This window comes from Adlercreutzia caecimuris B7 (genome assembly GCF_000403355.2).
In the GTDB taxonomy this organism is placed as follows: Bacteria; Actinomycetota; Coriobacteriia; order Coriobacteriales; family Eggerthellaceae; genus Adlercreutzia; species Adlercreutzia caecimuris.
Genome location: NZ_KE159646.1, coordinates 390335 through 403864 on the forward strand (window position 1 = coordinate 390335; position 13530 = coordinate 403864).

Below are 13530 nucleotides of genomic sequence, written 5' to 3' on the forward strand. Positions count from 1 at the left end.
ATGTACCTGAAATCTCTCGTCCTGAAGGGCTTCAAGTCCTTCGCCGACCGCAGTGTGCTGTCCATGGAGCCGGGCATCACGGCCATCGTGGGCCCCAACGGCTCCGGCAAGTCGAACATCTCCGATGCCGTTCTGTGGGTGCTCGGCGAGCGCAACGCCAAGAACCTGCGCGGTCAGGCTATGGAAGACGTTATCTTCGCCGGCTCCTCGGGTCGCGGCGGGGCGGGGCTGGCCGAGGTTGACCTCGTGCTGGACAACTCCGACGGCACGCTGCCGGTGGACTACGACGAGGTGGCCATCACTCGGCGCATGTACCGCAACGGCGAGAGCGAGTACCTCATCAACGGCACCGTGGCCCGGCGCATGGACGTGCTGGACATCCTGCACGATTCGGGTCTGGGCACCGGCACCCACTCCATCATCTCCCAGGGGTCGCTCGATTCCATCCTCCAGAGCAAGCCGGAAGACCGCCGCGCGCTCATCGAGGAGGCCGCCGGCGTGCTCAAGCACAAGCAGCGCAAGGCCAAAAGCGAGCGCAAGCTGGCCAATATGGACCAGCACCTGCTGCGGGCCCGCGATGTGGTGGGGGAGGTGGCCCGTCAGCTGGGGCCTCTGGAGCGCAAGGCGAAGAAGGCCCGCACCTACCAGGAGCTGGCGGTGCAGCAGGCCGATCTGTCGCTGCGCATCGCCGTGGACGACCTGCGGCAGCTCCAGGGCCAGTGGGATGCCGCCCAGGCTCGCGAGGCGGAGCTGGCGGCGCAGATGGAAGAGCGCCGAGGAGCCATCGAGGCGGCTGAGGCCGAGGTGGAGGCGCTGCAGGAGCGCATGCGCCAGGAGACCTTGGACGCCGGGGATCTGTCGCGGCGCCACCGGGCGGCGGCTGCGGCTGTGGAGCGCTTCGATTCCACTACCATGATGCTGCGCGAACGGCGCCGCGCGGCGCTGGCCCGCGCCGCCGAGCTGGAGCTTTCCCAAGAGGCGAACCGCGTGAAGGCCGACGAGGCCGCCGCCGAGCTGGCCCGCGCCACGGCGCTGTTCGACGAGGCCGCCGGCGAGCGCGAGGCGGCCGAGAAGAAGGTGTCGGACCTGGACTGCGTCTACCGTGATCTGGGCAGCCGCCGCGGGACGCTCGAGCGGGAGCTGTCGGCCATCGCGAAGGACAACGAGAAGATGTCCGGGGCCATCGAGGTGGCCCGGCGTAAGCACGCCGAGAACACCGAGGCCCTCACCCACGGTTTGGCCCACGTGCAGGTGATCGAGAGCCACGCCGCCGAACTTTCCCTGGAGCTTTCCCGCGTGCAGGCCGAGGCTGAGGAGGCCGCCGCCGTCGCAACCGAGGCCGACGGGGCGCTCTCCGCGCTCGTGGCCGACGAATCGGCGGCTCGTCAGGCTGTCGGCGCCGCCGTGCAGTCGCGCGACGCGGCCCGGGCCGCCCTCGACGAGGCGCGGGACACCCACCGCGCGCTCACGGTGGAGATCTCCACGCTCGAGGAGGTGGAGCGCACGAGTGCCGCCTCGGCCGGCGAGGCTCGGGTGTGGCTTGTGGAGCACGGCCACGAGGTGGCGGGTATCGGCGAGCCGCTCTCCCACGTCGTCCAGGCAGCACCGGGCTTCGAGGGGCTTGTGGAGACGCTGCTCGGCGCCGATGTGACCACGCTGCTCGTTGAGGACGCGGCCGTGGTGGAGGCCGTGGCGGCCCGGTTGGCCGAGGCCGGCGCCGAGGGCGAGGTGGCCTTCCTGCTGCGCGACGATGCCCAGCGTCCGGGTGCCCGGGCCGAGGGCTGGCGCGCCCCGGCTGGCACCGAGGGCACCCCGCTTGTCACCAAGCTCTCCTTTCCCGAGGCAGACCGGGCGGCGGTGGAGGCGCTTCTGGGCGATGTGGTGGTGTGCCCGAGCCTGGATACGGCGCTTGCGGCCCACACCTCCGACACGCTGGCCCTGCGCTTCGTGACCGGCGACGGATCGGTGGTCTGGCCCTCCGGCAAGGTGTCGGTGGGCGGCTCGGTGGTGGACGAGGGCACGGGCGCTTTGGCCCGGCACCGCCGCCTGGAGAGCCTGCGCGTCCAGCTTAAGACCGCCGAGGAGGCCGTGGCCAAGGCCGAGGAAGCCCACCGTCTGGCTGAGGAGGCCCTGCGCCATGCCCAGGCTACCAGCTTGGAGCTCTCTCAGTCGCTCGCGGCTCTGCGCGGCCGTGCCGAGGCCGCCCGCGCCGCTGCCGATGCGGCGGCCGAGAAGCTGACGGCCTGCCGGCGCGAGCTGGAAGGCGTGGAGCGCCAGCGCGCCGAGGCCGAGGCGGTCATCTCCAAGGCCCGGCCCAACGTGGAATCCTTCGAGGCCCAGATTGCCGAGCTGGAGGGGAAGATGGCTGCGGCCAAGGAGCGCACAGCGGCGCTCCAGGAGGAGCTTGCGCCTCTGCGGCGCGAGGCCCACCGCACCTCCGACGCCCTTTCCGAGGCGAAGCTCGCCGCCGCCACGCTCGTGGAGCGGGTGACCTACGCCGAGCGCGTGCGCGACGCCCGCGCCCGCGACCTGGAATCTCTTGCCGCCGCCTCGGCCGAGGCGGCATCCCTTCTGCAGGTGAAGACGGTGTCCGCCGCGCGCCTGGAGCCGCTGCTCGCCTTGTTCGACGAGCTGGTGGCCGCCGCGCAGCGCTGGACGCGCACCCTGGAGGAGCAGACCGCCGCAGCCCAGGATTCCTCTACGGGCCTGCACGCGTCGGTGACCGAGGCGCGAGGGCGCGCCCACGAGGCCCACGCGGCCTTCGACGCCGTGACCGAGCGCTTGAGCGAGGCCCGGGTGCAGAAGGGCCGCTTGGAGCTGCAGGTGGAGGCGGCGGTGAACCACATCGCCCAGGACTGCAAGACGCCGCTGGAGACGGCGCTGGCGCTGCCGCCCTTGGAGGGGCGCACCGAGGTGGAGGACGAGCTGTTCAAGATCAACCGCCGCATCGCCAACTTGGGCACCATCAACCCGGACGCGGCTGAGGAGTACGATGCGCTGAAGGTGCGCTACGACTACCTGGCCGGCCAGCTGGACGACCTCGATCAGGCCCGCAAGTCCCTCGCGAAGATCAACCGCGTCATCGACCAGCGCATGAAGGACGACTTCATCCGCACCTACGAGACGGTGGACGCGAGCTTCCAGGAAATCTTCGCCACGCTGTTTCCCGGCGGCAAGGCGAACCTGTCGCTCGTGGACCCGGACGATCTGGAGAACACCGGCGTGGAGGTGAACGCCCAGCCCAAGGGCAAGCGCATCGCGAAGATGATGCTGCTCTCCGGCGGCGAGAAGTCGCTCACAGCGCTGGCGCTCCTGTTCGCGGTGTACCGCACGCGCTCCACTCCGTTCTACATCTTAGACGAGGTGGAGGCGGCCCTCGACGACACGAACCTGCGCCGCCTGGCCGCCTACATCAACAGCCTGCGCGAGGACACCCAGCTCATCATGATCACCCACCAGCGCCGCACCATGGAGATGGCCGACACCCTGTTCGGCGTGTCAATGCAGGGCGACGGCGTGACCAAGGTCATCAGCCAGAAGCTCGACCAGGCCTTGAAGCTCGCGGAATAGGGGAGGGGCCTGCGCCGGCCGATTCGGCGGCGTGTCTGCCCCCAACGTACAATCCGAGCGCCTCGGTTGTCCGGGGCGCTTTTTCGCGCACGATGGCTCCCTAGCCGGCCAGATCCGGTACGATCTCCTCGAAGAGAGCCACAGCCTCGGGGCACTCGTACACCTTGTTGCGGCGCCCCCGGCTCATCTGTCGCACGATGTCGCAGGCCTCCAGAACGCCGATGATCTTGGTGGCGGTGGTGAAGGTGGTGCCGATGGCCTCGGCGGCGGAGGAGGCCGAGAACACCGGGGAGCCGACGACGGTCACGAGGAGCCGCTCCATGGTGTCGGTGAGGCGCGTGCCTCGCGCCGCGACGATGCTGCGCCACCGATCGAGGGTCTGGTGGGCGATCGTGTAGCCGTACTGGGCCACCTCGAAGGCGTTCTGGGACGCGCAGGCGGTGTGGTACACCCAGTTGTCGATCATCTGCATTTCGGAAAGGCCCGGGGCGAACTGGTAGGGGCGCAGCACCTCGTCGTGGTTGCGCCGGGCCAGAGCCGGGGTGATAGCTATGGGCGGCATCAGGTACTTGATGAGCCCCGTATTGCGCCAAATGCCCACGAGCAGGGCGCGGGCCAACTGGTCGGTGTCTGACGAGAACATCTTGGTGGCCTCTAGTTGGTAGTGCATGAGGGCCACCTTGGCCGAGGGCCCGAGCGGGGACTCGTTCAGGAACGTGACGAGATCCTGGAGAAATTCGGGCAGCTCCAAGGGGGAGGGAGGGCGATAGGCGTCGGCGTCCGGCTCGTCGCTTTCTCCGGGGAGATCCCACGTGCGAAGGCCGGATGAGACCTTAGGGTGGAACGTGCGCCCGATGGCTTGCTGGAGCGCCAGCACATGGCCGGGCGTGATGAGGGCCGGGGCAGCCCCGCACAGGGAGTTGAGCTCGATGGTCTCCATTTGATGGGCGCACTTCGAGGCGCTCAAGACGGAAGCGGGGGTGAGGTCGAGGCCCAGGGCCGAAAGCCTCGCCTCGTCGGAGCCTCCCTTGGCGGTACCCGATTCCTTGAAGAAGTCGAGGCAGCAGCAGAGGCGGTAATCGGCGCGCCGTCCGTTGAGCTGTGCGACGAACATGCCGTCCATGCGGGCCATAATGCGGGCGAGCGCCGTCCCGAGAGGCGAGGTGCCGATGAGGGTATCGCAGCGGGAGGCGAGCATCTCGAATTGGGAAATGGCGCCGAGGGTCTCGTCGCTGAGAATGATCTTTCGATCCATGAGCCGGAACGGCTCGTAGGTGTCTCCGGCGGCCTGGCCGAAGTCGTCGGCGGTCCCGTGGGCGCCGATTGCGGTCAGGGCGCGGGCGAGGTGGGTCAAATCGTTCGGCACGGCATCCCGCTTGAATGATGTTCTCAATTTCACGGCCCCTCCTTTCGAAACGCCTATGGTATCGCGTCGCTTTCCCCGGGGAGACGAGGACGTGCGTCTATGAGACTTTTCTTTAATAAGGGCCCGCTCCATATTTTAAAAGGAGCACGGGGCTTCCACAGCGGCAAAACGCGGATCGAATGTGGGGAATTCCCGCCGATAATGACTCGCCGTCAGGAGCGATCGCGCCTGCGATCGCGAACCTGGGAGGACGAATCGAGAGGAGAAGGTGATTATGGAGGACGTGAAAACGCCCCAGCTGTCCCCGGCGACGCCCATCACGCGCCGCAGCTTGCTGAAGTGGACGGGCCTGGCCGCCGTGGGCACCGCCGCGCTCGGAACCACGGGCTGTGCCGGCTTCAACGAGAAGGAGCCGCTGAGCGAGACGGGCGAAGAAGCGAAGCTGGAAGGGGAGTGGATCCCCTGCAGCTGCTGGGCCGACTGCGGTTCCAAGGGCTTCAACAAGGCCCTGGTGAAGGACGGAGAGGTGGTGCGCCTCGGCACCGACCAGACCCATGACGACTCGCCCGATTGCCCCCAGCTGCGCGCCTGCGCCCGCGGCCGCGCTCTGCGCGGCATGATCTTCGGTGCCGACCGCATCAAGTACCCCATGAAGCGCAAGCATTGGCAGCCCGGCGGCGGTGATGCCGCCAACGGCCATCTGCGCGGCGTCGACGAGTGGGAGCGCATCAGCTGGGAGGAGGCCCTCGACCTCATTGCCGGCGAGATTCTGCGCGTGATCGACACCTACGGCAACGAGGGCATCCTTCTGCCCGGCGGCGTGCCCCAGCGCCTGGGCGACTACGACATCGGCCGCATGATGTACATTAAGGGCGGCTGTCTGGAGCAGACCGGCGCCGTGTCCTCGGGTGCCTGGACTGAGATGGCGAAGCTCATCGGCCTGCCGGAGGAGACCAACGACCGTATCGACCTGCGCTCGAGCGAGGTCATCGTGCTGTGGGGCTCCAACCCGGCCTGGAGCCGCGCGGGCCTGCCCACCTACGACTACCTCCAGTGCAAGGAGGCGGGCACGAAGTTCGTGTGCGTGGACCCCTTCTACACCCCCACGGCCAAGGTGCTCACCGACGACTACATTCCCATTCGCCCCGGCACCGACTCCGCCGCGTTTCTGGCCATGGCCTACGTGCTGCTCACCCAGGACGACCCGGAGGCCAACCCGCTCATCGACTGGGACTTCCTCGACCGCTGCTGCATCGGCTTCGATGCCGAGCACTTGCCGGAGGGCGCCGACCCGAAGATGAACTACAAGGACTACGTGCTCGGCACCTACGACGGCGTGCCGAAGACGCCGGAATGGGCCGCCGAGATCTGCGGCTCGCCGGCCGAGGACCTGGAGCGCCTCGCCCTCATGCTCGGCGGCGCCGAGCGTGCGGCGGTCATCACGGCCCCGGCCCTCGCCCGCACCGGCAGCGGCGCCCAGCTCTGCCAGAACCTCATGGCCTTCGGCGCCATGGCGGGCCTTATCGGCAAGCCCGGCTGCTGCTGCGCCTCCGACTGCGGCCATTCCTGGATGCAGGGCGGTTACGAGACGCTCCTGAAGGGCGGCATGAACCATGCCAACCCGCGCAATTCAACGCTGGGCAATATGGAGCGCATCCCGAATCCGCTCGAGTACCGCAAGGTGAACGTGAACGAGATGTGGACCTCCATCGTGGACGAGCGGAAGTACATCGGCCTGGACGGCAACGTGTACGACAACAATGTGCACATGATCTACGACCGCCAGGAGAACTTCCTCAACCAGGGGCCGGCCACCATGAAGGGCATCGAGGCCTACCGCATGATGGACACGGTGGTGGCCCAGAACTTGGTGATGACCACCAACTGCAAGTACGCCGACATCGTGCTGCCCGTGGCGAGCCCCTGGGAGCGCTACGGAGACCTGAGTCCCTCCTATCGCGAGTCCATCGTGTGGTTCAGCCAGGTGGTCGAGCCCCTGTTCGAGTGCAAGAGCGACGCCGACATCGCCCTGGAGCTGGCCGACCGCATCGGCGTCGACCGCTCGGTGCTGCGGCCGGTGAGCGAAAAGCAGCTCATCATCAACATGGTGGCCGCCTCCCAGGTGTCGCCCAACTGCGACGACAACTGGCAGAACCTCGTGTCCATTACCGAGGAGGATCTGGCCGAGCTCGGCGTCGAGGGCGAGCCCCAGGACGGCCTTGTGCCCATCCTCGACTTCAAGCGCGACGGCATCTTCACCATCGAGCGCTCCGAGGGCGATGGCCTCGACTTCATCGCCCTGAAACCCTTCCGCGACGACCCCGAGGCCAATCCGCGTCCCACGGCCTCCGGCAAGCTGGAGATCTACTGCCAGGCCGCCGTGGACAAGGTGCAGGCCTTCGGCTTCAAGGAGATCTCTCCCATTCCCGAGTACGTGCCCCCAGTGGAGGGCTACGAGGAGACGTTCGCCAATTGGGAGACCAAGGAGAAGGGCGAGTTCCCCTTCCAGATCTACAGCCTGCATATCCTGCGGCACTCCCATTCCACCTTCGCCAATGTGCCGAATTTGCGCGAGGCCTTCGACCACCCGCTGTACATGAACTCCCTCGACGCCGAGCGATTGGGCATGGAAACCGGCGAGACGGTGCTCATCACCTCGAAGTGGGGCAAATGCCTGCGTCCCCTGCAGGTGACCGAGATGATGACGCCGGGCGTGCTGGCCATGGGCCAGGGGGCCTGGGTGGAAATTGACGAGGAGACGGGCATCGATAAGGCCGGCTGCATGAACGTGCTGTGCGGGCCGAACGTCACCACCACCGGCTACCAGGCGTGGAACACCTGCATCTGCAATGTGGAGAAGTGGGACGGCGAGCCGCTCGTTCCCGACTACCTGTGGGATTCGCGCGAAGTTTTCAAGGAGGACTAGAACATGGCACAGTTGGGATTTTTGATCAACAGCGCCCAGTGCAGCGGCTGCAAGGCGTGCGAGCTGGCCTGCAAGGACGTGCACAACTTCGAGATCGGCCCTCGCGCTCGCCGCGTGCGGGAGGTGTGCGGGGGCGGCTGGTCCATCGATGAGAAGACCGGCGTCGCCAAGCCCCAGGGGGTGTTCACCTATTCGGTGAGCTTCTCCTGCGGCCACTGCATGAACCCCGCCTGCGTGGAGGCGTGCCCCACCGGGGCGCACCACAAGGACGAAGAAACCGGACTCGTGCTCATCGACCAGGACCAGTGCATCGCCTGCGGCTCCTGCGTGGAGGCCTGCCCCTACGGCGCCCCGCAGCTGGTGGAGGCCAAGAGCGTGACCGAGAAATGCGATATGTGCGCCGAGCTGCGGTCTTGGGGCGAAGAGCCGGCCTGCGTGGCCATCTGCCCCCAGCGCGCGCTGAAGATCGGCGATATCGTGGAGCTGCGGGCCGAGTTCGGCGACTGCGCCGACGTCGCGCCCTTGCCCTCCTCGGCCGAGACGGCGCCGAACGTGGTCATCGTGGCCCATCGCAATGCGAAAACGAACGAGGGCGATGTGCGCATCCTCTCGTTGGGGCAGTAGAGAGGACGTGAGGTTGATGGGCGAGACTGCACGGGGCAACGGGCTGCCCGGGGCCGAGCGCCTGGAGGAGGCCGCGGCGCTGTTCACGCTTCTGGGCCGCATCTTCCACGGCGTGCCCGACCGGGAGTTGCTGGCCGCCGCCGTGGACGGGCGCGCCTTCGACGAGGTGCCCTTCGCCGAAGGGGACGAGGCCGAAGAGGGCCGCCGGCTGCTGGCGGCGTGGGGCGACGCGTGCGGCTCGCCCTTCTCCGAAGACGATTTCCACCGCCTGTCGGCGGAATACACCCGCCTTTTCGTGGGCACGCGGAAGGTGGCGGCCCCCATGTGGGAATCGGTGTACTTCAACAAGGACCGCATGGTGTTCCAGAGCCAGACCTTCGAGGTGCGCCGGGCCTACGCCCGCTACGGCCTGGAGGTGGACGCGCTGTCCCACGAGCCTGACGATCATCTGGCCTATGAGCTCTTGTTCATCGGGCGCCTGTGCCACATGGGCGCTGAAGCGGCTCGGCGCGGGGATACATCTGAGACCGACCGTGTCGTGGCCGATGCGGTGTCGTTCGCCGTATGCCACCCCATGACGTGGGTGCCGCAATGGCGCGAGTCGGTGGAGCGTCATGCGCGCTGCGATTTCTACCGGGGCTATGCGGCCCTTGTGGACGCCGCCCTGCGCCAGCTCGAGGGTGAGCTGGGCAGTGCGTGCGCCCGCGTGGCGGCCGCCTAGCCGCTTCTCGTACGGCCCGGAAGCGCTCCCTCCCTGCTTCCGGGCTTTTTCTTGAGAGGGGAGGGGAGACAAGCTATGATGCTCGCAATGCCGAGGGATGAGGAGGGGCTATGGCGGCGCTTGGGGGACGCGCGCTGGTCGCGGGAATCGCCGGATTTTCCATCAATATGCTTTTGGGCGTCGTTTACAGCTGGTCGGTTTTCGTCGGCCCTCTGGAGGCGCAGTTTGCATGGGTGCGTACCGACACCTCGATGGTGTTCAGCATATCCATGGTCATGCTGTGCGCAGGCCAACTCGTCTCGGGGTGGCTCATCGCCCGAACATCGCCGCGCTTTGTGATGGGGCTCTCGGCCGCCCTGGCGGCTCTCGGCTTCGTTTCCACCGCTGCCGCCAATGGCCTGGTATGGGTCTGCGTCTCCTACGGAGTTGTGTGCGGCCTGTCCGTGGGGCTGGGCGCCAACTGCGTGCTCGCCACGGTGCTGCCGTGGTTTCCCGGGTGTCGAGGCACTGTCTCGGGGCTGCTGCTGGCGGGAGTGGGGTTGGGAACTTTCGCGCTCGCCCCGGCCGTTGCGGCTGTTCTGGCAACTTGGGGTTGGCGGACGGCCTTTGTCGCGCTGGGGGTTGCCTTTGGGATCCTTCTTGGCTCGGGGGCTGCGGTTCTGCGCCTCCCGCGTCCGGGGGAGCTCTCCGAGGATCGCGTCGCTCCGCAGGAGATCGGCGCAGAAGCGCCGTCGGCACCGTCTGGCGGCATGACACCGCGGGCTATGGTCGCAACCCCTGTCTTCTGGATGTTCTTCACCTGGATGGTGCTCATCAGCACGGGCGGCATGGCCCTGGTCAGCAATGCCGTGCCGGCGGCTCTCGAGGTGCTTAAAGACGAGGGATCTGCGGCTTACCTGCTTGCCTCGGCGGCTATGGGCTCTATTGGGGCCTTTAACGCCGCCGGCCGTCTGGGGGCTGGATGGCTTTGGGATCGCGCCGGGGCGCGGTGCGCTATGACGATCGTCTCCTCCATCTACGGGTGCGCGCTCTTGGCCTGTGTCGCCGCTGTCGAGCTTGCCCTGTTCCCTCTTATCGTTGCGGGATTCATGCTGCTCGGTGCCGCCTATGGCGGCTCGGTGTCGGTGGCTTCGGCTTTCACGGGAGAGCGCTTCGGGATGGCCCACTACGCTATGAACTACGCCCTCGTCAACGCCAATCTCATGTTGGCCTCGGTGGTCGGTCCCGGCTTAGCGGGCGCTGCTCAGGTGGGCGCGCATACCTACCTGCCTGCCTACGGCGTGCTCGTCCTCGCCGCCTTCGCTGCTATCCTGATCGCCCGTCTCTTGCCAGCCGGGCACCGCTAATCTTCTCTTCCTTGGAAGGCATGAGAAACTAAATGCTATAACTAGAACTATCTTGCATCATAGAGCCTAGAATGCTATATAATGTGCAATATGGTTCCTTTTATAGAAGCGGAGTGGCGATGGTTATCGACGACTTTATCTCGAATCAGACGGTGGGGGTCGAGCTCGGCCGACGACTGCGCGCGTCGCGGATAGCCTATCCGCTTACCCAGGCCCAGCTGGCCGAGAGGGCCGGGGTGTCCCAGCGCACCGTCGCGAACTTGGAGAAGGGGGCGGACGTCACCGTGGCGAGCCTCGTCAGCGTGCTGCGCGCCCTCGGTCTGCTCTCCCGCATGGATCTTCTCGTTCCGGCCCCCGAGACGCGGCCCTCCGACCTTCTGCACGAGCGCGCCCCCAGGCAGAGGGTGCGCCCCTCGCGCAAGGTGATTTCCGGCGGCGACTGGAAATGGGGGGATGAACAATGACGACGGCGGCGGAAGTGCGCCTCTGGGGAACGGCCATCGGCTCGGTGGCCGTAGAAGAGAGAAGCCCCTTCGCGCGATTCGAGTACGACGAGGCCTTCTCGCGAAGCGGCATTCAGCTCGCCCCTCTTGTGATGCCGCTTTCCCAGCAGGTATATTCCTTTCCCCAGCTTTCCGTCGAATCGTTTCACGGATTGCCCGGGCTTCTCTCCGATTCGCTGCCCGACAAGTTCGGAAACGCCGTCATCGATAGCTGGCTCGAGTCCCAGGGTCGACCGCGGGACTCCTTGAACGCCGTGGAGCGGCTCTGCTACACCGGATCCCGCGGCATGGGTGCCCTCGAGTATGTTCCCACTATCGGGCCGGCCTCCGATCCTTCGGAGATCCTGCGCGTCGATGCCCTGGTCGACCTCGCGTCTCGGATCCTCTCTCAGCGCGAGTCGATGCGGGTCTCTGCCGCCGATCACGCCATGGAGCAGATTATCAGGGTCGGCACTTCGGCCGGCGGGGCGCGCGCCAAGGCCGTGGTGGCGTGGAACGAGAAAACGGGGGAGATGCGCTCCGGGCAGGTGGATGCGGGCCAGGGTTTCGGGCATTGGCTCATCAAGTTCGATGGCGTTGCGGGGAACCGCGACAAGGAGGCCGAGGACGGCCCGCGCTACACGGTGATCGAGTATGCCTACTACCTCATGGCGCGTGCCGCGGGCATAGCGATGACCGAATGCCGCCTTTTCGAAGAGAGCGGTCGGAGACACTTCATGACGCGACGGTTCGACCGATCGGATGTCGACGGGTCGAAGCTCCATATGCAGACTCTGGGTGGCTTGGCCCATTTCGACTTCAACGTGCCCGGTGCCCATAGCTACGAGCAGGCTGTCCTTGTGGCCCGGCGCATCGGATTGGGTCAGGCGGAAGCCGAGGAGCTGTTCCGACGCATGGTGTTCAACGTGGCCGCGCGCAACCAGGACGATCATGTCAAGAACATCTCCTTCCTGATGGACAGAAGGGGTGCTTGGAGTCTGGCACCCGCCTACGATGTCACCTATGCGTACAATCCTGCGGGCGCCTGGACGGGCAGCCATCAGATGGCCGTCAATGGCAAGCGCGACGGCATCGGGCGGGAAGACTGCCTCGCCGCCGCGGCGGCCATGAGCATCAAGGCGCCGCGGGCGAAAGAGATACTGGCCGACGTGAGTGAGGCGGTGGGCCGCTGGGCCTCCTTCGCTGAGGAGGCCGCTCTGCCCGAGCCGATCGCGGCCGCGCTCGCCGCACAGTTCGTGTCCCTGGAGTAAGCGGACTGTTCGAACGCATCGAAATACCGATGCGCCTATCGCTTTTGGAGAATGCGGGGTACGTGAACTCCTCGCGGATGACTCTCTACGCCGCTTCCACGGTGACGGCGGTGCCCGAGGCGGTGACCATGAGCATATTGCCCTGGCCCAGGACCTCGTAGTCCATATCCACGCCGACGATGGCATGGGCGCCCAGGGCCGCTGCCCGCTGCTGGAGCTCCTCGAGGGCCTGGTTGCGGGCCTGCATGAGCTCCTCCTCGTAGCCGGCCGAGCGGCCGCCCACCAGGTTGCGAATGCCCGCGCCGAAGTCCCTCAAAAAGTTGATGCCGGTGATGACCTCGCCGAACACGATGCCGTAGTAGCCGGTGATGCGGTATCCCTCGACGGTGGGGGTGGTGGTGACGATCATGGCGCTCCCTTTCTCGAAGAAAATGTATGCGTGCGAGTATAATAACCCGAAATCGAGAAAGCGAGGCTGGCATGGCGGACGACGCATTGCGACGACACTACGACGGGCTTCCCCGGGAAGGGGGTTTTCCGGCTCGCTGTCATATGGAGTTGCCGCGGCGTACGCTTTCCGGCGCTCGCGTTGTTAACGTGGGCTGTCGCCGCGGCAAGGGCTGCTATAAGCTCAGCGAGCTTGTGGGCCCGACGGGCCGCGTCACAGGCATCGACTGGCGACCGCCGCTCATCGACGAGGCCCGCGCCGGGGTGTCGGCGGCCCTGGAGCGCAGCCGAATGCCGCGCAGCAACATGACGTTCGCCGTGGCCTATCCCGAGCAGCTGAGGAGCGCAGTGGCGCCGGAGTCGGCGGACTACGTGTACCTGAACAGCTCCCTGGCGTTGTTCGCCGATCCGCTCCGGGCGCTGAGGGAGTGCTGGGCGGTGCTCGCTCCCGCAGGCACGCTCCTCCTCGAATGCGCCGTGGCCGAGAGCGAGGGGCCCTCGGCGGCCCGCGCGCTTACCGTCGAGGCGGCCCGGCATCTCGGCAACGCCGTGCAGGCGGCTCCCTCGCGGGCGCAGCTGATGGGCTGGCTCGCCGAAGCGGGTTTCATGGCGCCTGTGCTGCGCGAAGAGCATGAGGTTGCCGCCGATCGGGGAAGTGTCTTCGACCATCGGGTGCCCACGGTGCCCGGCGATGATGCGACCTACCGCCTCGTGGCCCTGGAGGCGCGCAAGCCCCGCTAGCAGCCCGCGCCTACGATAAGGGGCGCCCCGTGAGGG

General features: G+C 66.9%; 10 protein-coding genes. 8 read left to right on the top strand and 2 right to left on the bottom strand.

Annotated features, from left to right (window positions below; genetic code table 11):
- Positions 1-3570 (top strand): chromosome segregation protein SMC, encoded by a 3570-nt coding sequence (gene smc, locus C811_RS05805; protein WP_016308574.1) that lies wholly within the window; start codon positions 1-3, stop codon positions 3568-3570.
- A gap of 100 nt (positions 3571-3670) precedes the next feature.
- Here the strand turns inward: smc and C811_RS05810 are convergent, their stop codons facing one another.
- Positions 3671-4969, bottom strand: coding sequence for a Fic family protein (locus C811_RS05810; protein ID WP_016308575.1), 1299 nt, complete (start codon positions 4967-4969; stop codon positions 3671-3673).
- Between the two features lie 241 nt (positions 4970-5210).
- Between C811_RS05810 and C811_RS05815 the strand changes: the two genes are divergently transcribed.
- From C811_RS05815 to C811_RS05840, 6 genes are all read left to right on the top strand, one after another.
- Entirely contained in the window at positions 5211-7862 is a 2652-nt protein-coding gene (locus C811_RS05815; RefSeq protein ID WP_016308576.1) for a molybdopterin-dependent oxidoreductase, read from the top strand.
- A 3-nt stretch (positions 7863-7865) separates the two neighbouring features.
- Positions 7866-8486, top strand: a complete 621-nt coding sequence (locus C811_RS05820) for a 4Fe-4S dicluster domain-containing protein (protein WP_016308577.1) — start codon at positions 7866-7868, stop codon at positions 8484-8486.
- 16 nt (positions 8487-8502) lie between these two features.
- The gene (locus tag C811_RS05825) at positions 8503-9207 is read left to right on the top strand and encodes a TorD/DmsD family molecular chaperone (RefSeq protein WP_016308578.1); all 705 of its coding nucleotides are present in this window, start codon (positions 8503-8505) and stop codon (positions 9205-9207) included.
- 110 nt (positions 9208-9317) lie between these two features.
- The gene (locus C811_RS05830; RefSeq protein ID WP_016308579.1) at positions 9318-10553 is read left to right on the top strand and encodes an MFS transporter; all 1236 of its coding nucleotides are present in this window, start codon (positions 9318-9320) and stop codon (positions 10551-10553) included.
- A 119-nt stretch (positions 10554-10672) separates the two neighbouring features.
- The gene (locus tag C811_RS05835; RefSeq protein ID WP_016308580.1) at positions 10673-11017 is read left to right on the top strand and encodes a helix-turn-helix domain-containing protein; all 345 of its coding nucleotides are present in this window, start codon (positions 10673-10675) and stop codon (positions 11015-11017) included.
- Positions 11014-12306 (top strand): type II toxin-antitoxin system HipA family toxin, encoded by a 1293-nt coding sequence (locus C811_RS05840; protein ID WP_016308581.1) that lies wholly within the window; start codon positions 11014-11016, stop codon positions 12304-12306. The genes C811_RS05835 and C811_RS05840 overlap by 4 nt, the downstream gene beginning before the upstream one ends.
- 85 nt (positions 12307-12391) lie before the next feature.
- Here C811_RS05840 and C811_RS05845 read toward each other — a convergent pair whose 3' ends face one another.
- Positions 12392-12715, bottom strand: a complete 324-nt coding sequence (locus C811_RS05845) for a heavy metal-binding domain-containing protein (RefSeq protein WP_016308582.1) — start codon at positions 12713-12715, stop codon at positions 12392-12394.
- 71 nt (positions 12716-12786) lie between these two features.
- Here C811_RS05845 and C811_RS15680 point away from each other — a divergent pair, with 71 nt between their 5' ends.
- On the top strand, positions 12787-13494 hold the full coding sequence (locus C811_RS15680; RefSeq protein WP_016308583.1) for a methyltransferase domain-containing protein: 708 nt from the start codon (positions 12787-12789) through the stop codon (positions 13492-13494).
- The last annotated feature ends 36 nt before the right edge of the window (positions 13495-13530 follow it).